The sequence below is a fragment of the Ammoniphilus oxalaticus genome (assembly GCF_003609605.1).
In the GTDB taxonomy this organism is placed as follows: Bacteria; Bacillota; Bacilli; order Aneurinibacillales; family RAOX-1; genus Ammoniphilus; species Ammoniphilus oxalaticus.
This window is the reverse complement of the sequence record NZ_MCHY01000006.1, coordinates 143,256-169,921: the sequence shown is the minus strand read 5'-3', so window position 1 is coordinate 169,921 and position 26,666 is coordinate 143,256. Positions and strand designations below refer to the sequence as shown.

The following is a 26,666-nucleotide window of genomic DNA, read 5'->3' as shown; positions in this document are numbered from 1 at the left end:
TTGCGTTTTGGGAAACGTTAAAGCGGCACACCCAAATATGAGGCAAGCTGTTGGAGACTAATCGTACACCTGGATTTTATGAATAAGCCCGCGGGCAAACAGGGCCTTCACGGTCCCCTTTCCTCGCTCCACTTTCCCCTGAATCCGTTGGGGGCTCATCCTTTCAACAACGCGAATGAATCCTCTTGACGCTCCCTTTGACGCGTGATAAATTAGTAACCATATATACACTTTACCAATAGTGACAAGACGATGACCAAGATCGTTAACGGATAAAATTTTCTAGGAGTCTGTGATTGCCGCCAACTGATGATTTTCTCGATAAACAGAACGCGCTTTTAACTTTCCAGCTGCGCCTCGCGCTAAACAAGGGTGGGATCACGGAGTCATTCTTTTAAAAAACCTCTCCGTCCCTTTGCTGCAATACGTTTGCCGCGGAGAGGATGGGAGGCTTTTTTAAATCAACTACTATCTTAAATACTTATTATCTATGTCGCTCGCCACATTTACATCGTCTAAAAGAGGAGAGAGGCCATGTTTAAAGTGCTCGTAAGCGACCCGCTTAGCGAATGGGGTCTGCAAAAATTGATCGAAGCCCAAGATGTTCAAGTCGATCAAAAGATCGGTTTGTCTGAACAAGAATTGATCGAGACCATTTCTGAATATGACGCTCTGCTCGTCCGCAGTCAAACCGAAGTAACAGCAGCAGTGATTGAAGCGGCAACTCGCCTAAAAGCGATTGGGCGGGCCGGTGTCGGTGTGGATAACATTGATCTTCCCGCAGCGACGCAAAAAGGGATCATCGTGTTGAACGCCCCCGACGGAAACACAATTTCCACCGCCGAACACTCTTTTGCGATGATGATCGCTTTGGCCCGCCGCATCCCCCACGCTTACTTTTCGATGATGCAGAGCGAATGGGATCGTAAAAGTTTTATCGGGGTTGAGCTCAATCAAAAAGTGTTAGGCATCATCGGACTTGGTCGGATCGGCGCGGAAATAGCTAAGCGAGCAAAGGCATTCAATATGCAAGTGGTCGCCTATGATCCTTTTCTTACCGAAGAGCGGGCTAAAAATTTAGGAGTGCAGGCGGCAACAATTGATGAGCTAGTCCGCCAATCCGATTTTATTACTGTTCACACGCCTTTAACGAAAGAGACGAGACACTTAATTAGTTCCCGCGAATTTGAATTGATGAAACAAGGGGCGCGGATCATCAATTGCGCCCGCGGCGGGATCATCGACGAACGAGCTTTGCTTGAAGCGCTACAGATGGAAAAGGTGGCCGGCGCCGCGCTCGATGTCTTTGAAGTGGAGCCGCCTATTAACAATCCGCTACTCGATCATCCACATGTGATCGTCACCCCTCATTTAGGGGCTTCTACCATTGAAGCGCAAGAAAATGTGGCGTTCGCCGTATCAGAGGAAATCCTGCATGTTTTGCGCAATGAGCCGTTTAAAAATGCGGTTAATTTACCGTCCATCCCACTTAACATTCGGGAAAAGCTCGAGCCCTACTTTAATTTAAGTGAGAGCTTAGGAAAGTTTGTCGCCCAAACGGCAAGCGGTGGTTTACAAGAGGCGCGGGTCACGTATTCGGGCGAACTAACGGAATTCGATACATCTTCGCTCTCCCGCTCTGTTTTAAAAGGGATACTCTCCCACCATCTCGGCGCAGGCGTCAACTATGTGAATGCTCCCCATCTAGCTAAAAGCCGAGGCATCTCGTTTACAGAGCAAAAATCACCTGCTAATCGAGGTTTCACCAACTTGATCACGGTCACCCTTAAGACAAATCAAGACGAAAACAGAATCGCGGGAACGATGATAAATGGATACGGATCTCGCATTGTTAAATTAGACGAATACCGCATCGACATTCAGCCAAAAGGGCATCTCATCTTGATTCATCATCATGATCGCCCCGGCGCGATTGGTAACGTCGGCGCCTTGCTCGGTAACAATGATATCAACATTGCCACCATGCAAGTCGGACGGCGCAACGTAGGAGGGCGGGCCATCATGGTCCTCGAAATCGACCGCCAAGTTTCCGCGCAAGTGCTCGATCAATTGAATGATCTATCTGAAATCATAAGCGTAAGGGAAATCGACTTGACTCAGTAAAAACAAAAAGGTTCTCATTTAAAATGAGGACCTTTTTTACGTTTGCGCCGAATGAGTTGGGTGTAGATGAATGATATTACGATGAATACAAATTTCTCGCCCTCCGCTCTCCTCCGCCGCCCATCTGCCTTGCGCCGAAACAAAAACAGGCGCAGAAAACATTTCGCTTTCCGCGCCTGTTACGCCGGCTCATTCATCTTCTTCTTTTTGTTTACGGTCCAAAATGTTGGCCAGTTCTTCCCAATAGACGCCAGCATCTCGACAGTAAAAGTAATAAATCCCGCCCCACAACATACAGGCGACACATTTCATGCTTTTCAAAATATCGACACGTTCTTCAACCGTAAAGGACATCCCGAACGCTTCGGCTTCCTCCCAAACAATGCGGTATTCATCCTTGATAAATTTTTCATCGATGAATTTTTCATCCCGCATTTCCCACGTTACTTGATAGAAAGGATTACGCACTGGTCGTATAATGTGTAAGCTTAATTTTTTCACTGGGCATCCATCCCTTCATACTTTTCTATTTATATGTAAGGATTCACGATTACGTACACCGCCTCTAGTTTTGCTCCTCGCCAACTATTTCTACAACTTGACGCATGTCGTCTAAGATATAATCGGCTCCGAGCTCCTCAAACTGAGCCCTTGCGGCTTGCCCGCTCAATCCCGTCAAAACGGCGGCAAATCGGCACCCAATACGTTGCGCGGCCATCAAGTCAGCGACGGAATCTCCGACGATTAGCAGTGTTTCCGCTACGTCGATGATCGGTAAGGGTGTCTCCATACATTGTTGTGTCGTCGCTTGCATCCCTAACCAACCTTTAATGTAGCAAAAAGGTTGCGGCTTTGAAAGAGGAGCATATTCAGGACGTTCCCTTTCTGCGTTTAACACGTGACTCGCTGTAACGATGCGGTCCGCTTCGAAATAATCGAGCAAACCCATCTCTTGCAAAGGGATCATCGTTTCTACAGTCGGTCGCCCGGTTCCAATCCCTAGTGTGATCCCTTTTTCTTGCAACGCTGATAATGTGGCTGCCATCTCCTGCGGAGCAACAATCGGGATTTCGTCACTCAAAAATCCGCGTTTCCCCTGCTGGGTCGGAGCCCGACCGATATTGTCCACCACTAATTCATCGCCTAAATACCATTCTTGAAATGTTTCCTGGCAAAGCTGCCAAAGGGAACTGGTTGCCCCAAATAGATGGGTCTCTACTTGCAACTTGCTCAACACCAAGTCGTTTAAGTATAACAGCAAATCCTGCTTTTCAACAGCGCTCTGGCCGAAGTCTGTCAAAAACCGTTCATACTCTATTTCAACCCGCTGATCTTTGAGCAAGCCAGCAATCCGCCTTAATGAATCATACGTGATTTCTCGCTGGATGATGTCTGTAACTTCCTCCCGATGGGCTGGCAACAACTGTTCTAAAATACAAAGCAATTGATGGGCGAAAGAAAGATAGACCATATCCCAATTGGAATTAATCCCGCGATTTTTCATCAGATCTAAAATTTGATCATCGACAAACACTTTTTTGCGGATGGCCCGTATCGTATCCTCGCTTGGTTGCGTCTCGAACGGCTCACCAGGCAAGCCAAGGTAAGTCGGGCTAAACAACATTTCCCACAAGGTTAATGCTGTCGCGTCGAAATAACGCTCCTCGCTTAATAATACGCCGTCTACATCAAATAATATCATTGAAACCATTGTTTGCCTCCCGTTCCTTCTCTTAATACATATTGTAACATAGCCTGTTCTCTATGTCGGCAGATGATTTTTAGGAATGTGAATAGAAAAGGTGGTCCCTTCTCCTAGTTTAGAATGAGCCGCGATTTGTCCGCCGTGCGCTTGCACAATCTGACGCACAATCGACAGCCCCAGTCCCGTTCCTGATTGACCGCGCGTTCTTGCTTTATCCGCTTTATAAAATCGTTCGAACACAAACGGCAAATCTTCTTCGGGAATTCCACTCCCCGTATCTTTCACATCAACAAACAACCCTTGCTCTTTTAAAGCGACGGATAGGATCACTTGTCCATTTGCCTCTGTGTGACGAAAGGCGTTATCAATCAAGTTCGTAAATACTTGTTCAATTCGATCAGGATCCAGTAAAAAATGATCTCCAGGGTTCAGCGTTGTTTCAGCTCGAACAGAAATTTGTTGCTCATTGCCGACGACAGAAAATTTCTTGATAATTTTATCGACCAACGGAATCAACGACACTTCAGTCTTATTTAATTCAATAAACCCGGATTCCATTCTGCCGAGATCGAGCAGGTCATTAACCAACCGTGTCATCCGCACCGATTCTTCGTAAATAATCTGGACCAACTCTTTGGTCTCCTCAGGGTCCGTCGCAATGTCGTCGATAATCGCTTCACTGTATCCTTGCAGCATCGCCAACGGCGTTCTTAACTCGTGAGACACATTGGATACGAAATCTTTGCGCAGTTTATCAAGTTGACGTTCTTTCGTCATTTCACGCAACACAGCAACCGCCCCGCGGACTTGATTTTTATTGTAGAGCGGAGCCATCACAACAGACCAGGTGCGACCTTGGGATGTAATATCGGTCACGGTTTCCATCTCTTTTTTCATCACTTCACAGCTAAAACTAGCGAACGGTTCTGGCAGATTGCTGCCAACAAAGGAGGATTCCGCTCCGCTCCATTCCAAACCTGATTGTTCGAACATGACCGCCTTCATCATCTCCTCTGCTGGCGGATTGGCGATCATGATGTTGCCTTTGTCATCCACAGTGATTACCCCGTCAACCATACTGCGCAGCACACTGGACAGCTGTTCTTTTTCTCGCGATAAAGCATGGATCACTTCATCAAGCTGCTTTGCCATATGATTAAACGTCGATGCTAAGTTTCCAATCTCATCCTTACTGCGAATCGATATTTCGGTCGTAAAGTCCCCTTGCGCAAAAGAATCCGCCGCTTTTTTCATCTGACGCAACGGGTTCGTTATCCGAGTGGATAGGAAAAAGGCAAAGATCGTCGCTAGAATAATCCCAATCGCAGCCGCGTACAAGATGTAGATAGTCGTCTCTCTCGTAGTTTCTGAGAGTTCATCCAAAACTTGATACAAATAGATTGAGCCACCGACCTCATCAGATACGCGCAATGGAACAGACACGGCTAACAGATCCTTCATTTGAGTCTGCTCATTTTCCGGGATGTATATAGGGAAGCGAGAGCGAACGAGTCCAACTTGGCCCCGTTCAGATGCTTTAAGATGCGGGTTGTCAATAATCAACGCCGGATCGACTAACAGTGATCCGCCGATTGCCTCCACCCCTTCGATCCCTTCCAAGCCTGTTACTATCATGTTCATCTGATACGCTCGCAACAGATCGCGGGCGGTTTCGACATGCTCTCGATCAGGATGGGTTTCAATGACTTCCGCAATTTTTACTGCGAGTTGCTGAAGATTGTCTGAACTTTCTTGTATGTAAAAACGGTCCAAAAATTGAACGAGCAATAGGCTCAGCAGCGCAAGAACCACCGCCACTAAGCCTATAATCGTGATCCAAAGTTTTCCTACTACACTATTCCAAAACACTATTTTGGCACCTCAAGTTTATATCCAATTCCCCACACCGTGGCAATCATTTCAGCCGCGTCGGGATTGACCCGATTTAATTTCTCCCGTAAACGTTTGATGTGTGTGTCAACCGTACGCAGATCGCCAAAGAACTCATAATGCCACACGTCGCGCAGTAAATCTTCGCGCGAAAATACTTTATCAGGGTTTTGAGCCAAGTAAAATAATAATTCATATTCTTTTGGCGTTAAATTGACTTCTGAGCCGTTCGTCGACACCCGGTGGGCGTCGTTGTCAATCGTTAGATTTGAAAATACAATCACGTTTTGCGGCGCGCTTTCCTTTGCTAAGAAAGCTGCCGTTGAAGAACGACGCAATAGCGCTTTAACACGGAAGACAACTTCCCGCGGGCTAAACGGTTTGACTACATAGTCATCCGTGCCCGCTTCAAAACCTTGAATACGGTTCGTTTCTTCCCCTTTTGCCGTCAACATAATGACAGGTGTCGTTTTCGTTTCCCTTAATTGATTGCACACTTCCATTCCATCAATACCGGGCAACATTAAATCAAGTAAGATTAAGTCATAATCATTGGCTAACGCCAATTCTAAAGCGGTTTCTCCATCTTCCGCTTCATCAACAATATAATCTTCTCTTTCAAGATACATTCTTAACAAACGACGAATACGTTCTTCGTCATCGACAACAAGAATGCTCTGCGGTTGCTCCTGAACCTCTTGAGCCATTTACTTAGACCTCCTTATGCATATGAATGTAGTCCGACGATCACGAGGTTAACAAATACGAGCGTAATCATGACGACAATGAACCCAATAACTGACATCCAGGCCGACTTTCTTCCTTGCCAGCCCCTCGACAGCCGCAGGTGCAAGTAAGCGGAATAAAATAGCCACGTAATTAAAGCCCACACTTCTTTCGGGTCCCAACCCCAGAATCGGCCCCACGCCTCCGCCGCCCAAATCATCGCAAACACGAGCGCGCCGAGCGTAAAAATAGGGAATCCGATTGCAATCGCGCGGTAACTGATTTCATCGATCGTATCCGGATCTAGATCGCGCACCATCGGAGCAAAAATTTCACCCAATCGCTTGCGGAAAACGAGCCGAATCAATCCATATAATACCAGTCCGCTCGCCATTGACCAGATAATCGTATTTAGCTTTCTTGCCGCGTTAACTCCCTGCATCCAGCCTGGCGCTTCAAACCAGGGCTGCATTTTACCTTCGGTGAGCAACTCACCATTCTGCGGCCCCGCAATCGCTGGCATTTCATACACAACCTGCGATGGCGCTCCATCGACCGTCATCTTAAACTGAGCCTGATAACCCAACGAACTAAAGGTCGTTGTCGCAATAATGAAGCCAATGAGCATTAACATCATGCATAGCACGGCCTCCAACCATTTCGCGTCTCGCTTGTTTTCCTTTTGATTCACCGTGCGCACTAAATACATCAATCCCGCCGCAAAACCAACGGCAAAGGCTCCCTCGCCCAGGGCGGCTACCGTCACGTGGATTTGTAACCAATAGCTTTTTAAAGCAGGAATCAACGGCGCGATCTCACGTGGAAACACCGATGCGTAGGCGAGCATAATCACCCCGATTGGCATTGCAAAAATCCCCAGCACCGACACGCGGTAAACGAGAAAAATAACAAGAAAAGCGACAATGATCGAATAAGCGAGGAAGGCCATAAATTCAAACATATTACTCGTCGGGAAATGGCCCCCCGCATACCACCTTGTAAAAATAAAAGCCGTTTGAAACAAAAAACCAATAGCCGCGATCCAAAAACCGATCCAACCCCAGCGAATCGCCCGCGTATCTTCGGGACTACGGTCTTTCCGTCGGTTCCCCGCAGCTGAAACAAAGAATGTAATCGTTGAAACAACATAGCTAATAAATGCAGCTAACAAAAAATTACTGCTTAAGGCAATCATGACGATTTACCTCCCTTCCCTTGATCTTCTAGTTCGATGGCAAGGTCTGCGCGTTTCATCACATCTTCCATCTCTTTCTTTAAGCCAAACCAGTTTTTATTCGTATGACCCGCATAATAAACCGTCGATCCTTCTGTCTGAATCCAAATGCGACGATGCTGCCAGTAAAAACCCATCACAAGCCCAATCATTGTAATCGAAAATCCAAAGTAGATGTACGGTAAGCTTTTGTCTTTGCGGACCATCAAACCCGTTATGTTCGTTAGGTCTGGCATACCAAACTGAAATCCGTATAGATTTTCCGTCTCAGGAGCTGGGATGTAAGACCCTAAGAATAACCACGATTTTTCACCTTTTGGATTCTCTGGAGAAATGACATTTAAAATAAATGCCGGGTTTTCCGGATTGGGCGTCTTCGTTGATGGTTGTTTGTTTTTGTCCAACTCGAAATCCGGATAATATTTTAACACTTCAATTTTGACTTGATCATCAATTACATAAACATCCTCTGGTTCATATAGGTCAATTTTAAACGCGCCAACTTGCTCGCCGGTCTTTTCTTTCACCAAGCTCATATTGAGCGCGGACAAACTGTTCGGTTTTTGGCCCGATTGAAACAGCATTAAATCTTTATAATGTAAAGGATGATTCACAATGATATCATGGCGATGCACTTCCTTCAGGTCTGGCTCCGCCCCAGCTAGCTCCGCGTTCAAGTTTTCATACAAAATCGCCTTTGTTCGATATTCCTTAACAATTAAATCTCCCTCACTCAACCCGATATCTTCTGGAAATTCATCTTCCTGATAATATTCGACGGTGAACGCTTCGTTTTTAACATAAAATTCGGTGTCGGGCACTTGCCTTGTTTCCCCATCGCGCACCCAAATATATTCATCCAGATGCCAGCCGGGAATCAGACGCATCAAAACAGCGATCAAAAAGATAATCAGTCCGATATGATTCACATACGGTCCCCAGCGACTAAAGCGATATTTCTCCGCAAGCAAAGCTTGTCCATCGCGTCGGATCCGATAACGGCGCTTTTTCAACAGTGTTTCCAGTTCACCTAGTTTTGAAGCTTCCCAATCTTGCGTTGCTTCTAATGTCGTCATTAAGCGTTGACGCGTTAAAAAGTTGACGCTATGTTTGACGCGCTGTTTGTTTAACGCCTTGTAGAGCGGAATCACACGGTCAATACTGCAGACGACAAGGGAGATCCCGATCGCTAACAAGAGCAACACATACCACCATGACGTGTATAGATTATGAAAACCGAGCATATAATAGATTTTGCCTGCTAATCCATAGGCTTCCTCGTAATAAAAGCGAGCGGGTCTGGGCACAGGAATATACATCTCCTGCGGAAAAACAGTGCCTAAAATCGAGGCGAGCAACGCCACAATAATCATATAGACCGCAATTTTTACGGAAGAAAAGAAATTCCATATTTTATCAATTACTGTTCGATTATACGTTTGCGAGCGGCGGGCGACACCTTCATACCTCATATCAATCGGGGCAGAATCCTTCGCCACTTCCTCACTTATCGGATTCCCACAAGCTTCGCAGAGCGCGGTTCCAACGGGACTAACGTGCCCGCACTCACACTTCACATTTTCCAAGCGATATCACCTCTATTCCGGCATAATTTGCTTCATGTTCTCCAGGATGGTTTGCTCAGACATCGGACCGCCAACAATTTTCTTTTGAACGGTTCCATGCTGATCAATAAAATAGGTCGTTGGAATGGGACCAATTTTATAGACGTTGTTAGAAATTTCCTTCTTGCGATCCATTAAAATTGGAAAATCAAGTTGGTATTGATCTCGAAACGGCTTGACGACGACTTCTGGTTCGCCAATATTCAGGGCAATGACCGTCACCCCTCGCTCTTTATAAGCTTCATAAGCTCGGTTCAGATCTGGCATTTCATCTTCGCATGGGTCGCACCAACTTCCCCAGAAATTTAGAACGACGCCTTGTCCTTTATAATCACTCAATTGAAAGGTCTCTCCATCTAACATCGGAAGCACGAAATCTGGCGCGGGTTCACCTGTTTTAACAACCGTTGTATCTTTAATAAAGGCGTTAAAAATAGCAACCCCAATCCCAATAAAAATGATTCCTAATATGGCCGAACGCAGCAATGTTCTTGAGCGTTTCATCATCCGTCCCCTCCACTCTTCTGACCCTATTATTTGACCCGTTTAATTGAAACCAAAACTATTTCAATTATAACTTTACCATTTACATAGTGAAAAAGCGATATATGAACATTGTATGACATTTTTCGAAACGAAAAAAAAGGCTTTGTCGATTAAAAAGCCTTTAGCTTCAAGCATTATTAGCATCCAATCGGAACTTAGGGTCAGGACGGATGCGCGTTTTTTCACAGTTCTCTTAGTTTGTTCACTTCCGCGTCATTTAATAAGCGATATTTTCCAGGCTGTAAATGACCTAACGTCAGAAAAGCAAATTGCGTCCGTTTCAATTCCAGCGCAGGATGCCCGACCGCTTCGCACATCCGTCGGACTTGTCGATTACGGCCTTCATGAATCGTTAATTGAATAACAGCCGAACCGGCGGCGCGGCGCGCAGCGCGTAACAATTTTGCTTGGGCGGGCGCTGTCATTCCGTCTTCTAATAAGACACCCTTCCTTAACGATTCGAGCGCCTCTTGCCGCGGCAGCCCGCGAACCGTCGCTTCATATGTTTTTTCAATTTCAAAACTTGGATGTGTCAAACGATTCGTCAGATCGCCATCGTTCGTTAACAGCAGCAACCCCGACGTATCATAGTCAAGCCGACCGACCGGATAAATCCGTTCTTTTAAATCGATGCAATCAATCACCGTTTTCCGTCCTTGCGGGTCGGTCACACTCGTGATTACCCCTTTCGGCTTATGGAACAACACGTAGCGTAACGTTTCCGACTTAATTGGCTTACCGTCAAGTTCGATGCGATCGCGAACAGGATCGGCTCGAAAACCTAATTCAGTCACCGTCTGTCCATTGACCTTCACTCTGCCAGCGACGATCAACGCCTCGCACTTGCGCCGCGAGGCGACACCTCGTCCCGCTAAAATTTTTTGTAACCGTTCTTCCATCGTTATCCTTCCTTCATCCCAATCTTCCTTCACTTTGTCTATTTTACCGCAAGCGATCGGGATTTATCAAAATAGGGAAGGAATAGAGACGCCAACCGCCTCTATCCGAACACGAGCGTGACAATAAAGATTGAAGCGACGATCCCCGCTAAATCTGCCCAAAGACCCACTTTTAAAGAATACATGGAATTGCGAATCCCAACCGCGCCAAAATAAACGGTTAACACATACAACGTCGTATCGGTTGAACCTTGCATCGTTGACGCTAACCGACCAAGAAACGAATCAGGTCCATAAGTGGCAATCATGTCGGCTGTGACCGCCAACGCTCCCGAACCCGTGATCGGCCGCAACATTGCTAACGGAATGATCTCTCCTGGAGCGCGTACAAGCTGTAGCAGAGGCTCTAGCAATCCCGTCAGCATATCCAAGGCCCCTGACTGACGAAAAATGGAAACGGCAACGAGCATTCCGACGAGATGCGGAATGATTTTGATCGCCGTGCCGAACCCATCTTTAGCCCCGTCGACAAACACTTCATAGACCGGTATTTTTTTATACATGCCGTAGATGAGGATTGTCGCCAAAATAAGCGGAATCGCCCAAATTGACGCGCTGGAAATAATGGCGTACACAGCGCTCACCCTTCCTTTCTACGTAATGTTTTAAATCGATAATAACGGTCCAACAAAATCGCTACGAGCGTGGCGACCATCCCCGCAAAAATGGTTGTGCCAACGATTTCGACCGGATTGGACGACTCATAATTCATCCGTATCGCAATCACTGTCGTCGGGATCAAGGTGATGCTTGAAGTGTTTAACGCAAGCAAGGTACACATTGCCGGCGTCGCCTTTTTCGGATCAGGGTTTAGTTTTTGTAACTCCTCCATCGCTTTCAGTCCCATCGGTGTCGCCGCGTTGCCAAGCCCAAGCAAGTTCGCGCTTAAATTTGACAAAATATAGCCCATCGCAGGATGATCTTTCGGGACATCCGGGAATAAAACGCGCGCAAACGGACCGAGCAGACGCTGCAATTTTGCCAACAAGCCAGATTTTTCCGCGATTTTCATCATCCCTAGCCAAAAAGCGAGAATACTAATCAGCCCAAAACAGACGGTGACCCCCGTCTTTGCCCCTTCAAAAGCGGCCTGACTGACCACGTCAATTTTTCCATTTAAGCCAGCCACAAAAATCCCGATCAAAATCATCCCAAGCCAAATGTAATTGACCATCTAAATCCCACCCCAAATCAACGCTTTAAACAGGGAGAAAAAAGAGTTAGACGATGTCTCCGCGCTGGATGGCTCGATTTCAACTCTCTCTTTCACGAGCCCAATTTTACCGATCAATTGATCCCCTAAGTAGAGATGCAAATAGCCAATCACACCGCCAGGTAACAATTGTTTAAGGTTGCTCTCTTTTTTAACTTCTTGCCTGATGTGATCCCGCTCCTCTTCTTTGAGTGGATAGGAAAAAGAGTTTATCGGGTATAACGGTGATTCTTCGTCTTTAATTGGATCATCCTGATTGACCAATTTCACTTCCGTAAACTGTTGAAAACCGTAGTTTAATAAATTCGTATGATCTTCCCAATCATTCGGCGCGTTTAAGGTCACCACAGCCAGCTGCCTGCCATCCCGCGTTGCGGATGAAACAAGACAGCGACCCGCCAATTTTGTATAGCCTGTTTTGACCCCATCTGAACCCTTATAAAGATGCAGCATTTTATTTTTATTGAGTAATTTACGATCCCAATCGTAGCCTTCATTCGGAATGTTGATTACTTTTGTCTCCGCGATCGTTTGGAATGCGGGATTTTTTAACGAATATGCAGTTAGTTTCGCTAAATCAGCAGCGGTTGAATAATGATTGTCGCTGTCGTCGAGCCCGTGCGGATTGGTAAAATGAGTGCCGCTTAACCCTATGTATTCCGCCTTTTCATTCATCAACCGAGCGAATCCTTCTAACGAACCGCCAATATGATCGGCGATCGATACCGCGACATCGTTTCCAGAACGCAACATCAGCCCGTACAATAAATGTTCAAGACTCAATTTTTCGCCTGGCCGCAAATAAATCGAAGACCCCTCGGTGCCCACCGCATATTCAGGCGTACTCACAATTTCACTCAAATCTCCTTGTTCAATCGCAACGATCGCCGTCATAATTTTTGTTAAGCTGGCGACCCGCATCCGCTCATTGCCTCGCTTGTCATATAAGATCCGCCCTGAGTCCACATCAATTAAAACCGCAGCCTGAGCGGAAACTCCGGGACTCGCCTCCACCTTCCCAAGCGTAAACAAATGCAAAAGTTGAACACAAAGGATGAGCAGGGCAATCTTTCCTTTTCTACTTTTCATGACGTCCTCCTTGCTCGAGCATGTACATTTGTACAAGTATATGGGGGACCCCTTCCAGTTATGAAAAAAAAAGCTGTCCAACTTTCCTCAAAAAAAGAGGAAGTCAGACAGCTTGTCCTTACGCATCTTCGTACATCTTTTCCATCTGCTCTTGGATTTGTTGCTCATTCATTCCTAATTTGACCAGCTGAGCAAACAATGCCTCGACCCAAATGTGGGTCCGTTGTGAAATCTTCTTATACTTTTTCGCCTCGGGAAACTTACGTTGCGTTCGCGATTCGCTGTTCGCTTTCAAATTATCCATGACAAACAACGCATGCAGCCCTTGCTGTTGGTCGTACTTTTCATAATTCGCTTCTAGTTCCCGCAACGTTTGTTTATAATATCCGTCAAACTCTTTAAAGTCAATTTCATCTTCCATATTTAAATACTCTACCATTTTTTCGTACAATGCATTGATCATTTCGTCCACACCCCTTCGTCCTATCTAAGAAACATTCTACTGAATTAGTTCAAACTAATGCAATATTATAACAAAGAAGAAGGGCCGATGGAAAGCTATGTTTCGTTTTGTAACTTCTGGAAAAGAAACTCCACTTCATTTTCCAGCTCCGTATCGAGCGTATAAGACGGCAGCGGCGGTAAATCATCCAACTGTTTCAATCCAAAATACTCCATAAACTCACGCGTCGTTCCATATAAAATAGGGCGACCGATCACCTCGGCTCTTCCCTGCTCTTGCGCTAACCCGCGACTAATTAACGTCTGGATCGACTTTTCCGAGCGAACACCGCGAATATCTTCTATTTCCGCCCGCGTAATCGGCTGTTTATAAGCAATGATCGCTAACGTCTCTAAAGCGGCTTGGGTCAGTCCCGCCCGAGACGCGGCAATCGCTAGTTTTTCAAAATAAGGCGCGTGCTCGAGGCGCGTCGTTAATTGAAACGTTCCGCCCAATTCAATGATTTGCAGCCCGCGTTGCTCGTCTTTAAACTGTTGTTGCAATTCATAGACTAGCTCTAAGGCGGTCTGTGGATCGATGTCAAGCGTCTCCGCGAGAGCGGGGGCGTCGATCCCTTCACTTCCTGATACAAATATACACCCTTCGATCACCCTTTTAAGCTCATCACGCGTCACTCTGCTTTCACCTCAGTTTTCGTTCAAACGGATTACAATCTCAGCAAACAAGGCCGATTGCTCGCAGCGGATTTGCCCTTTCGTCATCATCTCCAAAATAGCCATAAAAGAAGTGACGATTTCCGCTCGATTGGGGGCGGCAGTCCGAAACAATGTTGAGAAACGCAAGCTGCCCGCCGCCATTAACCGCTGCTCGATTTCAATCATGCGATCTGTAATCGAGACTTCATCACGATGCACCGCCACGATCGGCCCATCCCCCTCATGCGCTCGTTTTAAAACTTGCGTGAACGCGCGCGCTAAATCATATAAACTGACTCCCGTAAGAGCGAGCTCTTCTTCGGCGGGACGGTATGGGCTTAAATCGAGGGCTGGTCTGCTAAACAACTGACTTTGTTTCGCTTCCTTTTCTTTCAAATGCTCGGCCATTGTTTTGTATTGCCTATATTTTAACAGGCGTTCGATCAGCGCTTGACGCGGATCCGCCTCGTCTTCCTCTCCATCTAACATCGGTTCCAACGGCGCTTGCTTCTTTTTGGGTAGCAGCATGTTGCTCTTAATCTCAACCAACGTCGCCGCCATCACGAGAAACTCACTGGCAACGTCGATTTGAAATTGTTGCATCGTATCGATATATTCCATATACTGGTCAGTAATCTCTGAAATTGGAATATCGTAAATATCAACCTCAGCTTGATCAATCAGATGCAACAACAAATCTAACGGCCCTTCAAACACATGCAGTCTTACTTTATAGTCCATTTTCATACCCCGCCTTGTGTGTTGCGCTGCTGTTATTATACAACAATCAGGCAGTGGAAGAACTACATTTGCTCGATAGAAAGGAGCCTGATCGATGATGAACTATACTTTTGACGACTTAACAAGGGATCTGATGATTGGACATGAATTACATTTTCGCTACAATGGGAAAAACTACTATATTAGCCAGTCACAAGGAGGATGGGTACTAACAAGGTTTGACCAGCAGTACGAATTGTTTGAATCTCAAGCAGCCTTACTTCAGGGCGGAAAAATTGACGGAAAATCATTGCGAGAAATCTGGGATGAGGTTGAAGTGACCGATCTCTTTTAAATAAAAAGATTGACTCTAGCCTCGGAAGCATCCCCTAAGTAGGCAGCAACACCCCCAAGTTCCACGTCATCGAGCAGTTCTTTCTGTTGGATGCCCAATAGGTCCATCGTCATCGTACAGGCGACCAATTTGACCCCCATCTCTTGGGCGAGCTCAATCAGTTGCGGCAATGACAACGCATTGTGTTTTTTCATCACATGCTTGATCATCTTCGGGCCCATCCCGATCATGTTCAAGTTGGACAAGCCTAACTTATTCGGTCCGCGCGGCATCACCCACCCAAACACTTTTCCCAGCCACCCTTTTTTCACAGTGGGTTGCCGATCTTTGCGCAAAACATTCAAACCCCAAAATGTCGTAAAAATCGTAACTTCATGATCATAGGCAGCAGCCCCGTTCGCAATGATAAAAGCGGCAATCGCCTTATCCAGTTCCCCGCTGAACAACACAATTGTCGTTTTTTGCTTTTGTTCTGTCATCTTTACTCGCTCCTTTTATAACTCAATTAAAAAAATCCACCCATATTTTAATAGCGGTAAACGCCACTACACTCACTAACCCATAACGCAAGGCGGCGACAGATATTTTCCTGCTCATGAATGAACCGAGCGGCGCCCCAATAACACTTCCGAACACAGTAAAGACAGTCGCTAGAACAGGAATTTGGCCCGTTGTCCACTTGCCAATCACCCCGCCAATCGCGGAAATAAACACAATCGCTAACGAGGCCGAAATCGTGACCCGTGTGGGGATTCTTAACACCGTAACCATTATCGGAATCAACATAAACGCCCCGCCCGCGCCAATAATCCCTGAAACGATCCCAATCGAAAAAGCGGACATGACCGCCAGCGGCTTGTTAAAAGAAAGCTGCTTTATATCAGCATCTTCCTCTACTCCTTTCACAGGAATCAGCATCAAGATTACCGCCAGCGTCGCTAATCCGCCGTAAATCAAATGAATCGTTTGTTCGCTTACAAAGTTAGAGCCCACCGCCCCTAGCAGGCTGCCAAACAACGTACTCAGCCCCATATACAACACAAGCTCAAGCGGCGCGGCTGGGGACGACGAATTCACTTTTCGTTGCAGGCGAAAGGAAATCACCCCGCTCAGTGAAGCGAACAACACTTGAAACATGCTCATTGAGGAAACCTGTTGGGCAGTAAAAGATCCGACTCCTAACACATCGGGAACATATAGCAGCAACGGATATAAAATAATTGCCCCGCCAATCCCAAGTAACCCTGAAAAGAAAGCGCCGATCATGCCCAGGCCGAACAGCGCGAGGTAGAGCAATGTCGTCATCGTATCACCTCATTTTTAGTTCCTCCTTACGATGTCGTATGATGTAAGGCGCACCGATTCGGTCCAATTTCTAATTGTTGTTCTTGTTCAGGGCTAACGTGAATTTGGCCGCGATTAATGGCAATGATCTCTTTAAAATTGGGGGGTGTTGCTGTCTCCGCCGCGCCGACAATCGCTTCTATGAACTCAGCTTCGCTCTTGTTCATCATCTGCTCATTCTGTTCTCGGATCTGGCCGAGCGGCGCGCCGATATATCCCGCTTGATTCATCTCCTCGTGAAGATTTCCCGCATGACCAGGTAAGACGATCACTTCATCCGCCATGTTGGCCAATTTATCATACACCGTGCCGTATAGATCTTTTGCCCATTCTTTTACTTTACCGCCTAGGTCAGGGCGTCCTAAGCCACTCACAAACAACGTGTCTCCCGAAAATAACAACGCGTCATTAATCAAGAAGGAAACACTCCCCGGGGTATGTCCGGGCGTTTTTACAGCCAACACTTGCAAGGTAACGTCGGCAAATTGAATTTGCTGGTGTTCCTCAAACGGCAGATGCTCAAACACAGCTCCTTCGCTTTTCATCAAATAGTAATTCGCCCCAGTTTCATCGGCCAGCCTTTTGCCGCCAGAGATATGGTCAGCATGGAGATGGGAATCGACAACATGCGTGATCCGCGCGCCTGCCTTGTTCGCCACTTCTTGATAGACCTCCGTTTGTCTAGCAGGATCAATCACAAGCGCCTCCGTTCCAGAAATAACAAGATAAGACAAGCACCCTTTTCCAACGCGAATCATTTGATAGACTTGCCACTTTTCATCGGCTAAAATGAGCGCCGACTCGATTTGCTCGCTCCAAGCCCGCATCCCGCCAGCTAAATAGAAAACATCTTTTCTACCCGCCGCCACAAGTTGCTCAGCGATAAACATAGATGAACCTTCAATCGCGCAAACAACGAGCGTTTTTTTGTTGGGCGGGATCAACGGCAATACATCGTCCACTCCATCTAGCAACTCAAAATAAGGGATGTTTAACATCTCGATTGAGGGACCCTCAATCTTCCACTCTTCAAAATCAGCTCGATTACGCACATCCAAAATAAAAAGTTCTTCCTTTGTAAACGTCACTTCCGCCACTTGAGCGGCGGTCATCGCTTGCAATTGGCTCATTTTAATCGTCTCCTTCTGCATTTTTTATTCTTTATTCTTTTTCAATTGGTCCTGTCCATTGACTCATTCCAGGCAACACATTTGTCACATTTTTAAACCCAAGTTCTGTTAACAACTGGCAAGCGCGATCACTGCGATTCCCCGTTCGACAAATAATGAAAAGGGGTTGGTCATGATCGAATTGATCCATTCCTCCTTCAAGTACCCCCATAGGTATAGAAATAGCCGTAGGAAGATGTCCAAACAAAAATTCAGCTTGTTCGCGCACATCGATGATCGTTAATGCTTCTGCTTTTTCAAGCTTGGCTTGCAACGCTTCATTCGTGATTGTCTGGGGATGAATCGTTTCCTGCTTCTCTTCATTAGGATCCGCCTTGCGTAGAAAATGTCTGAACACCCCTTCTTTTTCCTTCATACCAAGGTAATGATGCCCTGCGCTTTTTGTCCATCCTTGTAGATCTGCAATCGAACCTTTATCCGTCGCTTGTACTTCCAACACTTGACCTGGCTCAAGTTTCTCTACTGCTTGCTTCGTTCTTACGATTGGCATCGGACACGCCAACTGCTTGGCGTCAATCATTTTATCAACAGATAGATTCATGGAACATTCCTCTTTTCTTTTTATTCTGATACATACCACATAGGGTATTTAAAGGAGTAAAAAAAATAATCAACCGTTATACCCATACCCGTATACTACACCAGCCTTTTATGAGATGTCAACCCTACTATTGAAAAATAAAAAAGGTTGTCTTTGAAAATTCAGCTTGCGCCTTTTTTCTAGACAACCTTTGTGGGTCTTACTCTTCTACAATTTTAACTTCTTTCATCTTATCGCCTTGGTTGATTTGGTCAACATGCTCCATTCCTTCAACCACTTTACCGAACACCGTATGCACCCCGTCTAAATGAGGTTGTGGTTCATAAACGATGAAAAACTGGGAACCTCCCGTATCTTTACCCGCGTGAGCCATCGAGAGCGAGCCACGTTCGTGCTTGTGCGGATTTCCTTGTGTTTCACATTTGATCTGATAACCAGGACCGCCTGTGCCAGTTCCGTGCGGGCATCCGCCTTGAGCTACGAAACCAGGAATAACACGGTGAAACGAAAGTCCATTGTAATATCCATCGTTGATTAACTTTACAAAGTTCTCAACCGTTCCAGGCGCCTCATTCGCAAATAATTCGATTTTGAGCTGCCCGCCTTTTTCTAAATCCATAACAGCAAATTTACTCATATGTATGTACTCCTTCCAAAAATTGAGGTATTGAAGCATATGGTTCGATTATACGCTAAATAAAACCAAAAGGAAAACTTGCAATGGGTTGCGGTGAGATTTGGTCATGATGACTACAATCACAACCATTACAACACGACAACCCGCGAGATTTGGTCATGATGGTATCATTGACGACCGTTGTTTCGCGTATTTGACCAAAAAGCGTCTTCATAACAACATGGATGACCATTTTCCACGAAATTAACTGTCATCACATCGTTCCAGAGGCCGACGCAGCTAGCACCACAATCAGGGCTGTCGAAATGAATGAAGAAGCCACCGCCCTTCCCCTCCCTCCTCGTAAAATCATCTCCATTACATAGTGATCTCACCATCTGTGACCCTATCTCGAACAAACGTTTCTAACAATGCGGGACCCAGATTCGGCTATCATCTTCATGGTTCCAGACAAAAATATCTTCTGTTTCTATTTTTCCATTTAAAATTCAATACCCAAATAAATCGCCGCATCCGTTATCCAAAAAACAAAAAATGATCGAATGGCATGTAAATCTCTTTACACACTTCAAAGCTTCTAAAATTATGTTATCTTAACTCCTATTTCCTCCTTTTTAAGCCGAAAACATCCTGTATTTACCTAATTTAGGTATACACACAATCACCTTCCCTCATTCCATAATAGATTGTGTTGACGATTGAAAAGGAGGATTTGTATGGCGAAAATGAAGCAACAGCAGGTAAGCCCACGATTCAGGAGACTTTGTAGTGAATTCACACGGATTTTGGGAGGTAAATCAGAGATTGAGCAAGGCCCCGTTTGCTTTGTCACTCGAACTCGCTCCCTTCCCGCAACAATTCTTGGGAGAAGGACTCGTTCCTCTTTGGTTAGAGCCCAACTATTTTCATTTGAATCACTGGATAAGTCAGGACGCGCACTTTGCTTAGGGGAGACCGCCGTATTGCAAAATCAAGCCAATCGATTAATTCGAAATCTGCAAAGACAGGGGATTCAAAAAGTAACGGCTTTGCATAATCACTGGCTATTTGATAAGCCTCGGATTATGTACGTTCACTGGGAAGCGATTGATGATCCGGTCGCTTTCGCGCGTAAAACGAAACGATCCATTTCCTTCCTAGGCTAATTTCAACAAGTACCGAAAAGATGAGAGGAGTATGTAAATGGCAAAGATTAAACAACAGCAGGTAAGTCCTCGATTCCGACAACTATGTAACCGATTTAGCAGAACATTAGGCGGGACAGAACACGAAATTGAGCCAGGGCCTGTCTGCTTTGTCAGTCGAACACGAAGGTTTAAGGCTTCTATCCTTGGTAGGCGCACGAATTCTCCTTTAGTAAATTATCAGTTGTTTTCATTCGAATCTTTAGATCGATCAGGACGGGCGCTCTGTTTAGGCGAGACGGCCTGCTTTCAAAATCAAGCCAATAGATTAATTCGTAATTTACAAAAGAGAGGAATTACGGTTACCGCGCTTCATAATCATTGGTTAAATGAATCCCCCCGCTTAATGTATATTCACTGGGAATCAATCGACAACCCGCTGGCCTTCGCCCGAAAAACGAAAGAGTCCATTGCTTTCTTAGGTTAACTCACATAAGCCAACTTTCCCTTGTGAGGGAAGGTTGGCTTTCTTGTTCTATTTTTCTTTTAATAGCGGTATACCTTCTCCTTGCCAGAAGTATTGAGGGAAGAACTTCTCTTCTAATTCCAAAGCAAAAGCGGAATTTCGAATCGGCTGTTCGCGATCATTGTTTTCACCTGCCTCCAAAACCAAGACAGATGTTTTTTTATCATCTGAGAGCATCTTCGCCATAACAGCCCCAGCGGGTCCAGTCCCCACCACAATATAATCAAAAGGTCAATGATGAATTCACATAGATTACACCCTTTCCTTCCTTCAGCTATTCTAGGATATTATGCCCACCCATCCTCGGCGCGCCAATCACCGCCGACAAAACAAAAAAGCCCACAGTTTTCCACTGTGGACTTTCTTCCCTTATTTGGAAGCCATCATTGCTTGAGGGATGCGGTCTCTTTTGATCAAGTCTTCATACGTTTCGCGCTCGACGACGACGTTGGCTTGACCATTTTTAACAAAGACGATCGCGGGGCGAGTTAACAGGTTATAGTTATTCGCCATCGCATACCCATAAGCCCCTGTGCATGATACCGCTAAAGTATCGCCTGCCTTTACTTCTGGCAGTGTGATGTCCCAAATCAGCATATCCCCTGATTCACAGCACTTTCCTGCAATTGAAACGAGGTCATTTTTGTCATCATTTGCGCGATTGGCTAACATCGCTTCGTATTTCGACTGATATAGCGCGGGGCGGATATTGTCTGTCATCCCGCCGTCCACTGACACGTATTTGCGGATGCCAGGAATCTCCTTGATAGATCCGATCGTGTACAAGGTCGTTCCCGCATCGCCTACGATGCTGCGGCCAGGCTCAATCCAAATTTCAGGGAGCGGATAATTTTCCGCTGTAAAACGTGTTTTGACCGCATTTGTAATTGGAGCTATATATTCTTTTGCCGATAGCGGACGATCCTCCTCCGTATAACGAATACCAAATCCACCACCCAGATTGAGCACGGACAATTCATAGCCTGTTTCCGCGCGGATCGCCAACAAGAAATCGGATAACGTTTCAACGGCGGCAACGAAACCGACGGTCTCAAAAATTTGCGAACCAATATGGGAGTGAATCCCAAGCACCTCAAAATGGTCCATTTTTAACGCTTTTATCAATGCTTCTTGCGCTTGACCTTTTGTAACGCTAAAACCAAATTTAGAGTCATCCTGTCCAGTCGAAATATATTCATGCGTATGCGCCGAAACGCCAGGCGTTAAGCGCAGCAATATGTTCACTTTTACATCTTTCTCTTTCGCCAAAGCGTGCAACAAATCGAGTTCATAGAAGTTATCGACAACAAAGCAGCCGATCTTGGCATCAATGGCCATTTCCAATTCCTCAACGCTCTTGTTATTGCCATGGAAATGGATCCGCTCCGCAGGGAAACCCGCTTTTAACGCGGTAAACAACTCTCCGCCCGAAACGACGTCAAGAGATAGCCCTTCTTCCGCGACCAGTCGACACATCGCCATCGTCATGAACGCTTTGCTCGCATAGGCAACTTGATACGTAAAACCTGTTTCTTCAAACGCCTGTACATAGGCGCGACATTTCTCCCGTATCCACTGTTCATCGTAAACAAACAATGGGGTTCCATACTTTTCCGCTAATTCAACGGTATCACAGCCCCCTATTTCGAGGCGGCCTTGCTCATTGATCCTACTGTTTCCATGAAGGTACATAGCTATTGCTCTCCTCTCCCTCCCTTGCGGGCTGTTTCAAAAAAAAGACAGTGATGTTTCACATTTATATTTATAAAATATACCATGGCGCTCCAGAAGTGACAACCCGCGAACGGTTTCCGCTACCCATTCACGCCAGCCGTCATCCGATCAGATCAAACCTTATAAACTCACAAAAAAAAAAGAGGGCAAGCGCCCTCCTTTGTAATGACCTGCGACACCATTCATAATTTCGCCAAGACAATTCAATTAAATCCTGTTATCGTCTTGCGGGTGAACAATGCTCGGTCTGTGTTTCAAGGATGGAATGGCGGGACGAATCAGCACGTGCTTCATCGCTGTCCAATTAAACGGGATAAACGGCCACAAATACGGTGTGTTCAAGGAAGTCGTGGACGCGAGCAATATAATCAGCGCTGTGACGCCGAACATGAAACCAGGAATGCCAAATAAGAACGTTGTCGCCAACAAGGCGAGTCGCGCTAAGCGATTCGCCAATCCTAACTCATAACTCGGTGTCGCAAACATGCCGATCGCGGCAACAGCGAGATAGAGAATCGTTTCGGGCATGAACAAGCCGACGCTGATCGCGACATCCCCGATTAAAACCGCTGCGACCAATCCCATTGCCGTCGCTAACGGGGTCGGTGTGTGGACAGCAGCCAAACGCATCAAATCTATTCCTAATTCTGCAAAAATAAACTGCCAGAAGATTGGAATCTCTCCTGTTTCTTTTGGACCGATAAAAGCTAGCGGAGCTGGTAAGTAGCCTTTATTCAAGGCGTAAAACATCCAAATAGGCAAAACAAACAACGATGTAAAGATACCAATAAAGCGAACCCAACGAATATAAGCCCCAACGATTGGAATTTGCCGATATTCCTCCGCATGCTGTACATGATGGAAAAAGGTTGTCGGCGTAATCATCGCTACAGGCGACGTATCAACAAACACAAGTACATGCCCTTCTAACAAATGGCTAGCCGCCACATCGGGTCTTTCTGTGTAACGCACCATCGGATATGGATGCCAGTTGCGTCGCACGATAAATTCCTCCACCGTCTTTTCCGCCATTGGCAATCCATCAACCTTAATCTTTTTGATCCTCGCTTTTAATAACTCGACCATCCCTGGATCGGCGACATCATCTAAATAAGCGAGACAGACATCTGTTTTAGAACGGGAGCCCACTTGCGTCATTTCCATTCTTAATCGTTCATCCCGAATTCGTCGTCTCGTCAAAGCTGTGTTCACTAATATATTTTCCACAAAACCATCGCGAGAACCGCGCACAACCCGTTCTGTATCCGGTTCCTCAGGAGAGCGCCCCGGGTATTCGCGGGCGTCGATCAAAAGCCCGATTTCTTCATCTTCAATCAATACTAAGACGACACCGGTCAACATGGAATCGATCGCTTCATCGAAGGTTTCCACTTTTTCAACGGATAAATGAATAAAGTACGTTTCTAAAAAGTGTTTCAGTGTATCTGGAACGAGTTGTTCGCGCTTGACCTCGGGCAGCACTTGCATAATCGAGGTCATAATCGATGAATCAACGAGCCCGTTCGTGTAACAAAAGGCGACATCTTTGGAGCCGAAATTCATTTCACGCACTTTTACGTCATAGCTAACCGTTGCCGCAATGCGATCATTAATGATCTTCTTATTCAATTCAATTTTTTTAAAAAGTTTCATATCTTTCTTCGTTTGAATCTCTTTTCGTTGCTGTTTTTTGTCAGGAGTTTTGACTGCCACCATATCCACTCCGTTCTAAGATGATTTCAATTGCTTTCGTGGTAATCGGAGCGCCGCGGAAATGATGGTCTTGACCATGCATTTTCCCGATGTCGCCAACACCGACAATCAGCGGAACGTCGATCTGTTGCAATACATCAACGGTATCCCCTTTAATATGAGGCGGTTGATTCACGAGATCTTGTCCATCTTTATCGACCGCATGATCCACTGCCTCCCCTTTTGCATTCAAACATAAATCAGTGTCGATGCCATCGACTAGCGGCGTATTGGAAGCGACAGCGACGACACCAAGCACATTCATATCGGGATGATTGGCCACATATTCAAGCGCTTTTTCACCCCTACCTCTCTCCGCGTCCCCATTATCATCAAACATCACTAACACGGGATCGCGCTTCGCTTTTTTAATATGTTGAACAAGTTGGACACCACTCAGCGGTGTGGGGTTACCAGCCGACCGAGAGATGCAGCGGCCGCCGACATTTTTTGCGACTTCTTCCACTACTTTTCTGGCAACGTCATCGCCGTCAGTGATCAGCACGATATCACGTTTTTGCTCCATACGCTTCACCCCTTAGGTTTAAATACAAGCGAACCTAAAAATCCGAACACAATTGCGGCGGAGATTCCCGCGCTCGGCACTTCAAAAATACCCGTAATAATTCCAATCAGCCCGTGGGTTTCCGCCTCAGCCCAGGCCCCATGATACAAGGCATGTCCAAAGCTCGTGATCGGCACAGTCGCTCCCGCTCCCGCAAAATCGATCAATGGATCGTATAAACCTAAACCATCCAATACAACTCCTGACACGACGAGCGTACTCATCACATGGGCCGGGGTCATTTTTGTTAAATCCATCATTAATTGACCGATCACACAAATCAAACCACCGACGATAAATGCGATTAAATATTGACTCATGCGCTACTCACCCTTTCTAACACGACGCCATGGGCTATACACGGTATCGATTCACCTTGTTGAAAACTGACTGGACTAAACAATGCGCCAGTCGCGACAACCAACACCCGTTGATAACGGCCCTGATTCAGACCGTCGACAATGTGGCTATAACTGACAATCGCGCTCGCGGCGCATCCGCTCCCTCCTGAAAACACTTCTTGATCGGGACTAAAAATCATAATCCCGCAATCATCATAGCGAGGAGCAACTAACTTTACGTCAACGTCTGCCATCAGATCAACGAGGATCGATGAGCCAACCTTGCCCAAATCCCCTGTCACGATCAAATCGTAATCTTCAGGCGCGCGCGCTAGATCGTGGAAATGCGTAAGTAACGTGTCCGCCGCCGCAGGCGCCATCGCCGCGCCCATATCAAACGGGTCTTTAATCCCCAAGTCGATCACTTTTCCGATCGTTGCATGGGTCACGCGCGGTCCGCTAGATCCCCCAAGCCCAACGACTGTCGCTCCCGCCCCCGTCGTCGTCCATTGAGCTGACGGCGGTTTTTGTCCGCCATATTCGGTCGGATAGCGAAATTGTCGCTCTGCTGTGGAATTGTGGCTGCTGCAACCTGTCAATGCATATTTAGCGAAGCCCCCATCGACAAGGGCGCTTGCCAACGCTAACCCTTGCATCGATGTTGAACAAGCCGCGAATTGACCAAGCAACGGAATTTGCTGATCGCGGGCCGTGTAGTTGGCGGTGATGATTTGATTAAGCAAATCCCCCGCCAACAACACATCCATGTCCTCCGCAGTTAAGCCGCTTTTGTTCAAAGCGACCTCAATCGCCTGCGTCATCATTTTGCGCTCCGCTTGCTCCCAAGTGTCTTCACCCGCATAACTATCTTCAAAAATATGGTCATATTCCTCCGCTAACGGACCTTGACCTTCCAACGGTCCGACCGCAACACCAGAACCAAGCAGTCTAATCTCGTTTTGAAAATGCCACGTTTGCCTGCTAATGCGAGCCGATGCGCGCATAAGATCTCCTCCTTACAGAAAGAGCAGTTTTTTAATTAATACGACGACAAATGAAGCGACCACTCCGAACACGATAACGGAACCCGCGAGCTTAAACATATTTCCGCCCACGCCGAGCACGTAGCCTTCGCTGCGATGCTCTATCGCGCTGGATGCAATTGAGTTTGCGAATCCAGTGACGGGGACAGCTGATCCCGCCCCCGCAAATTGCCCGATGTTGTCGTACACACCGAATCCAGTCAGGAGCACGGCGATAAAAATCAGTGTGGCCACAGTCGGATTCCCTGCCGTCTTTTCCGTAAAATCAAAGAATGTAATATAAAAGTTAGAAATTCCCTGACCAATCGCGCAGATGAAACCGCCAACTAGAAAAGCTTTCAAACAATTGAAACCAACCTTTTTTTTCGGTCGATGTTGTTGCGCTTTTTCACTGTATGCTTCTGGAGTTAATTGCAACGACTTTCGTTGTTTCACTTGATTTTCGGCCATTTTTCTACCTCACATCAAAGATATTGGTAACATTTATCCTTCCTCTGCCACACTCGAACTATTAATGGTAAATTT

30 protein-coding genes and 1 pseudogene are annotated in these 26,666 nt (G+C 46.2%); 4 read left to right on the top strand and 27 right to left on the bottom strand.

The features are described from left to right. Positions 1-534: 534 nt before the first annotated feature. On the top strand, positions 535-2,124 hold the full coding sequence (serA, locus tag BEP19_RS02930) for a phosphoglycerate dehydrogenase (RefSeq protein WP_120188342.1): 1,590 nt from the start codon (positions 535-537) through the stop codon (positions 2,122-2,124). Positions 2,125-2,313: 189 nt separating this feature from the next. On the opposite strand, the gene BEP19_RS02925 is transcribed toward serA, so the two are convergent. The 14 genes from BEP19_RS02925 to BEP19_RS02860 form a co-directional block, all read right to left on the bottom strand. Further along, positions 2,314-2,625 carry a hypothetical protein gene (locus BEP19_RS02925; RefSeq protein ID WP_120188341.1) on the bottom strand — a complete coding sequence of 104 codons (312 nt, stop codon included), beginning with the start codon at positions 2,623-2,625 and terminating at the stop codon, positions 2,314-2,316. Positions 2,626-2,689: 64 nt separating this feature from the next. After that, positions 2,690-3,835, bottom strand: a complete 1,146-nt coding sequence (locus BEP19_RS02920; RefSeq protein WP_120188340.1) for an HAD family hydrolase — start codon at positions 3,833-3,835, stop codon at positions 2,690-2,692. Positions 3,836-3,886: 51 nt separating this feature from the next. After that, complete coding sequence (locus BEP19_RS02915) at positions 3,887-5,698, bottom strand: ATP-binding protein (protein ID WP_425452702.1); 1,812 nt, start codon at positions 5,696-5,698, stop codon at positions 3,887-3,889. Further along, entirely contained in the window at positions 5,698-6,426 is a 729-nt protein-coding gene (locus BEP19_RS02910; protein ID WP_120188338.1) for a response regulator transcription factor, read from the bottom strand. The genes BEP19_RS02915 and BEP19_RS02910 overlap by 1 nt, the downstream gene beginning before the upstream one ends. Before the next feature lie 14 nt (positions 6,427-6,440). Further along, complete coding sequence (gene ccsB / locus BEP19_RS02905; RefSeq protein WP_425452719.1) at positions 6,441-7,646, bottom strand: c-type cytochrome biogenesis protein CcsB; 1,206 nt, start codon at positions 7,644-7,646, stop codon at positions 6,441-6,443. After that, positions 7,637-9,256, bottom strand: coding sequence for a cytochrome c biogenesis protein ResB (gene resB / locus BEP19_RS02900; RefSeq protein WP_245983359.1), 1,620 nt, complete (start codon positions 9,254-9,256; stop codon positions 7,637-7,639). Before resB ends, ccsB begins: the two co-directional genes overlap by 10 nt. A gap of 21 nt (positions 9,257-9,277) precedes the next feature. Continuing rightward, positions 9,278-9,811 carry a thiol-disulfide oxidoreductase ResA gene (resA, locus tag BEP19_RS02895; protein WP_120188335.1) on the bottom strand — a complete coding sequence of 178 codons (534 nt, stop codon included), beginning with the start codon at positions 9,809-9,811 and terminating at the stop codon, positions 9,278-9,280. A 221-nt stretch (positions 9,812-10,032) separates the two neighbouring features. Beyond that, entirely contained in the window at positions 10,033-10,749 is a 717-nt protein-coding gene (locus BEP19_RS02890; RefSeq protein WP_120188334.1) for a pseudouridine synthase, read from the bottom strand. Positions 10,750-10,850: 101 nt separating this feature from the next. Further along, positions 10,851-11,384 (bottom strand): spore maturation protein, encoded by a 534-nt coding sequence (locus BEP19_RS02885; RefSeq protein ID WP_120188333.1) that lies wholly within the window; start codon positions 11,382-11,384, stop codon positions 10,851-10,853. 5 nt (positions 11,385-11,389) lie between these two features. After that, on the bottom strand, positions 11,390-11,983 hold the full coding sequence (locus tag BEP19_RS02880) for a nucleoside recognition domain-containing protein (RefSeq protein ID WP_120188332.1): 594 nt from the start codon (positions 11,981-11,983) through the stop codon (positions 11,390-11,392). Beyond that, positions 11,984-13,111 (bottom strand): D-alanyl-D-alanine carboxypeptidase family protein, encoded by a 1,128-nt coding sequence (locus BEP19_RS02875; protein ID WP_120188331.1) that lies wholly within the window; start codon positions 13,109-13,111, stop codon positions 11,984-11,986. A 118-nt stretch (positions 13,112-13,229) separates the two neighbouring features. After that, a complete protein-coding gene (locus tag BEP19_RS02870) occupies positions 13,230-13,574 on the bottom strand; it encodes a hypothetical protein (RefSeq protein ID WP_120188330.1) in 345 nt (114 codons plus the stop codon). A 95-nt stretch (positions 13,575-13,669) separates the two neighbouring features. After that, positions 13,670-14,248 (bottom strand): SMC-Scp complex subunit ScpB, encoded by a 579-nt coding sequence (gene scpB / locus BEP19_RS02865; RefSeq protein ID WP_120188329.1) that lies wholly within the window; start codon positions 14,246-14,248, stop codon positions 13,670-13,672. A 12-nt stretch (positions 14,249-14,260) separates the two neighbouring features. Continuing rightward, the gene (locus BEP19_RS02860) at positions 14,261-15,010 is read right to left on the bottom strand and encodes a segregation and condensation protein A (RefSeq protein WP_120188328.1); all 750 of its coding nucleotides are present in this window, start codon (positions 15,008-15,010) and stop codon (positions 14,261-14,263) included. Positions 15,011-15,104: 94 nt separating this feature from the next. On the opposite strand from BEP19_RS02860, the gene BEP19_RS02855 reads away from it, so the two are divergent. After that, a complete protein-coding gene (locus BEP19_RS02855; RefSeq protein WP_120188327.1) occupies positions 15,105-15,344 on the top strand; it encodes a hypothetical protein in 240 nt (79 codons plus the stop codon). Here BEP19_RS02855 and BEP19_RS02850 read toward each other — a convergent pair. The 6 genes and pseudogenes from BEP19_RS02850 to BEP19_RS17905 all read right to left on the bottom strand — a co-directional run. Beyond that, positions 15,341-15,823 (bottom strand): DsrE/DsrF/DrsH-like family protein, encoded by a 483-nt coding sequence (locus tag BEP19_RS02850; protein WP_120188326.1) that lies wholly within the window; start codon positions 15,821-15,823, stop codon positions 15,341-15,343. The two genes, BEP19_RS02855 and BEP19_RS02850, sit on opposite strands and share 4 nt — an antisense overlap. Before the next feature lie 22 nt (positions 15,824-15,845). Then, positions 15,846-16,649, bottom strand: coding sequence for a sulfite exporter TauE/SafE family protein (locus tag BEP19_RS02845; RefSeq protein WP_120188325.1), 804 nt, complete (start codon positions 16,647-16,649; stop codon positions 15,846-15,848). Positions 16,650-16,675: 26 nt separating this feature from the next. Continuing rightward, positions 16,676-17,818, bottom strand: a complete 1,143-nt coding sequence (locus tag BEP19_RS02840) for an MBL fold metallo-hydrolase (RefSeq protein ID WP_120188324.1) — start codon at positions 17,816-17,818, stop codon at positions 16,676-16,678. Positions 17,819-17,849: 31 nt separating this feature from the next. Beyond that, on the bottom strand, positions 17,850-18,419 hold the full coding sequence (locus BEP19_RS02835) for a sulfurtransferase TusA family protein (protein WP_120188323.1): 570 nt from the start codon (positions 18,417-18,419) through the stop codon (positions 17,850-17,852). Positions 18,420-18,618: 199 nt separating this feature from the next. Further along, positions 18,619-19,056, bottom strand: a complete 438-nt coding sequence (locus BEP19_RS02830; protein ID WP_120188322.1) for a peptidylprolyl isomerase — start codon at positions 19,054-19,056, stop codon at positions 18,619-18,621. Between the two features lie 404 nt (positions 19,057-19,460). Continuing rightward, a pseudogene (locus BEP19_RS17905) lies at positions 19,461-19,617 on the bottom strand (SMI1/KNR4 family protein); the annotation flags it as partial. A 164-nt stretch (positions 19,618-19,781) separates the two neighbouring features. Here BEP19_RS17905 and BEP19_RS02825 point away from each other — a divergent pair. Continuing rightward, complete coding sequence (locus BEP19_RS02825) at positions 19,782-20,201, top strand: DUF1259 domain-containing protein (RefSeq protein WP_425452718.1); 420 nt, start codon at positions 19,782-19,784, stop codon at positions 20,199-20,201. A 37-nt stretch (positions 20,202-20,238) separates the two neighbouring features. Beyond that, positions 20,239-20,667: a DUF1259 domain-containing protein gene (locus tag BEP19_RS02820; protein ID WP_120188320.1), complete on the top strand. Its 429-nt coding sequence runs from the start codon at positions 20,239-20,241 to the stop codon at positions 20,665-20,667. Positions 20,668-20,715: 48 nt separating this feature from the next. Here the strand turns inward: BEP19_RS02820 and BEP19_RS02815 are convergent, their stop codons facing one another. The 7 genes from BEP19_RS02815 to spoVAC all read right to left on the bottom strand — a co-directional run bounded on the left by BEP19_RS02815 (position 20,716) and on the right by spoVAC (position 26,591). Further along, the gene (locus tag BEP19_RS02815; protein WP_342767388.1) at positions 20,716-20,892 is read right to left on the bottom strand and encodes a hypothetical protein; all 177 of its coding nucleotides are present in this window, start codon (positions 20,890-20,892) and stop codon (positions 20,716-20,718) included. Between the two features lie 183 nt (positions 20,893-21,075). Beyond that, positions 21,076-22,398, bottom strand: a complete 1,323-nt coding sequence (gene lysA / locus BEP19_RS02810) for a diaminopimelate decarboxylase (RefSeq protein ID WP_120188319.1) — start codon at positions 22,396-22,398, stop codon at positions 21,076-21,078. Between the two features lie 249 nt (positions 22,399-22,647). Continuing rightward, the gene (locus BEP19_RS02805) at positions 22,648-24,156 is read right to left on the bottom strand and encodes a spore germination protein (protein ID WP_120188318.1); all 1,509 of its coding nucleotides are present in this window, start codon (positions 24,154-24,156) and stop codon (positions 22,648-22,650) included. Continuing rightward, positions 24,134-24,718 carry a stage V sporulation protein SpoVABEA gene (gene spoVAEA, locus BEP19_RS02800; RefSeq protein WP_120188317.1) on the bottom strand — a complete coding sequence of 195 codons (585 nt, stop codon included), beginning with the start codon at positions 24,716-24,718 and terminating at the stop codon, positions 24,134-24,136. The genes BEP19_RS02805 and spoVAEA overlap by 23 nt, the downstream gene beginning before the upstream one ends. A gap of 5 nt (positions 24,719-24,723) precedes the next feature. Continuing rightward, the gene (gene spoVAE / locus BEP19_RS02795; RefSeq protein ID WP_120188316.1) at positions 24,724-25,077 is read right to left on the bottom strand and encodes a stage V sporulation protein AE; all 354 of its coding nucleotides are present in this window, start codon (positions 25,075-25,077) and stop codon (positions 24,724-24,726) included. Beyond that, positions 25,074-26,102 carry a stage V sporulation protein AD gene (spoVAD, locus tag BEP19_RS02790; RefSeq protein WP_120188315.1) on the bottom strand — a complete coding sequence of 343 codons (1,029 nt, stop codon included), beginning with the start codon at positions 26,100-26,102 and terminating at the stop codon, positions 25,074-25,076. The genes spoVAE and spoVAD overlap by 4 nt, the downstream gene beginning before the upstream one ends. Positions 26,103-26,114: 12 nt before the next feature. Next, positions 26,115-26,591: a stage V sporulation protein AC gene (spoVAC, locus tag BEP19_RS02785; protein WP_120188314.1), complete on the bottom strand. Its 477-nt coding sequence runs from the start codon at positions 26,589-26,591 to the stop codon at positions 26,115-26,117. Positions 26,592-26,666 lie beyond the last annotated feature (75 nt).

Bases quoted from the DNA above. Each gene is read 5' to 3' on its own strand.
- serA (WP_120188342.1), top strand. From the start codon at position 535: ATGTTTAAAGTGCTCGTAAGCGACCCGCTTAGCGAATGGGGTCTGCAA.
- BEP19_RS02920 (WP_120188340.1), bottom strand. From the start codon at position 3,835: ATGGTTTCAATGATATTATTTGATGTAGACGGCGTATTATTAAGCGAG.
- BEP19_RS02910 (WP_120188338.1), bottom strand. From the start codon at position 6,426: ATGGCTCAAGAGGTTCAGGAGCAACCGCAGAGCATTCTTGTTGTCGAT.
- resA (WP_120188335.1), bottom strand. From the start codon at position 9,811: ATGATGAAACGCTCAAGAACATTGCTGCGTTCGGCCATATTAGGAATC.
- BEP19_RS02890 (WP_120188334.1), bottom strand. From the start codon at position 10,749: ATGGAAGAACGGTTACAAAAAATTTTAGCGGGACGAGGTGTCGCCTCG.
- BEP19_RS02880 (WP_120188332.1), bottom strand. From the start codon at position 11,983: ATGGTCAATTACATTTGGCTTGGGATGATTTTGATCGGGATTTTTGTG.
- BEP19_RS02875 (WP_120188331.1), bottom strand. From the start codon at position 13,111: ATGAAAAGTAGAAAAGGAAAGATTGCCCTGCTCATCCTTTGTGTTCAA.
- BEP19_RS02870 (WP_120188330.1), bottom strand. From the start codon at position 13,574: ATGATCAATGCATTGTACGAAAAAATGGTAGAGTATTTAAATATGGAA.
- BEP19_RS02860 (WP_120188328.1), bottom strand. From the start codon at position 15,010: ATGGACTATAAAGTAAGACTGCATGTGTTTGAAGGGCCGTTAGATTTG.
- BEP19_RS02855 (WP_120188327.1), top strand. From the start codon at position 15,105: ATGATGAACTATACTTTTGACGACTTAACAAGGGATCTGATGATTGGA.
- BEP19_RS02850 (WP_120188326.1), bottom strand. From the start codon at position 15,823: ATGACAGAACAAAAGCAAAAAACGACAATTGTGTTGTTCAGCGGGGAA.
- BEP19_RS02845 (WP_120188325.1), bottom strand. From the start codon at position 16,649: ATGACGACATTGCTCTACCTCGCGCTGTTCGGCCTGGGCATGATCGGC.
- BEP19_RS02840 (WP_120188324.1), bottom strand. From the start codon at position 17,818: ATGAGCCAATTGCAAGCGATGACCGCCGCTCAAGTGGCGGAAGTGACG.
- BEP19_RS02835 (WP_120188323.1), bottom strand. From the start codon at position 18,419: ATGAATCTATCTGTTGATAAAATGATTGACGCCAAGCAGTTGGCGTGT.
- BEP19_RS02830 (WP_120188322.1), bottom strand. From the start codon at position 19,056: ATGAGTAAATTTGCTGTTATGGATTTAGAAAAAGGCGGGCAGCTCAAA.
- BEP19_RS02825 (WP_425452718.1), top strand. From the start codon at position 19,782: ATGAAGCAACAGCAGGTAAGCCCACGATTCAGGAGACTTTGTAGTGAA.
- BEP19_RS02820 (WP_120188320.1), top strand. From the start codon at position 20,239: ATGGCAAAGATTAAACAACAGCAGGTAAGTCCTCGATTCCGACAACTA.
- BEP19_RS02815 (WP_342767388.1), bottom strand. From the start codon at position 20,892: ATGGCGAAGATGCTCTCAGATGATAAAAAAACATCTGTCTTGGTTTTG.
- lysA (WP_120188319.1), bottom strand. From the start codon at position 22,398: ATGTACCTTCATGGAAACAGTAGGATCAATGAGCAAGGCCGCCTCGAA.
- BEP19_RS02805 (WP_120188318.1), bottom strand. From the start codon at position 24,156: ATGGTGGCAGTCAAAACTCCTGACAAAAAACAGCAACGAAAAGAGATT.
- spoVAEA (WP_120188317.1), bottom strand. From the start codon at position 24,718: ATGGAGCAAAAACGTGATATCGTGCTGATCACTGACGGCGATGACGTT.
- spoVAE (WP_120188316.1), bottom strand. From the start codon at position 25,077: ATGAGTCAATATTTAATCGCATTTATCGTCGGTGGTTTGATTTGTGTG.
- spoVAD (WP_120188315.1), bottom strand. From the start codon at position 26,102: ATGCGCGCATCGGCTCGCATTAGCAGGCAAACGTGGCATTTTCAAAAC.
- spoVAC (WP_120188314.1), bottom strand. From the start codon at position 26,591: ATGGCCGAAAATCAAGTGAAACAACGAAAGTCGTTGCAATTAACTCCA.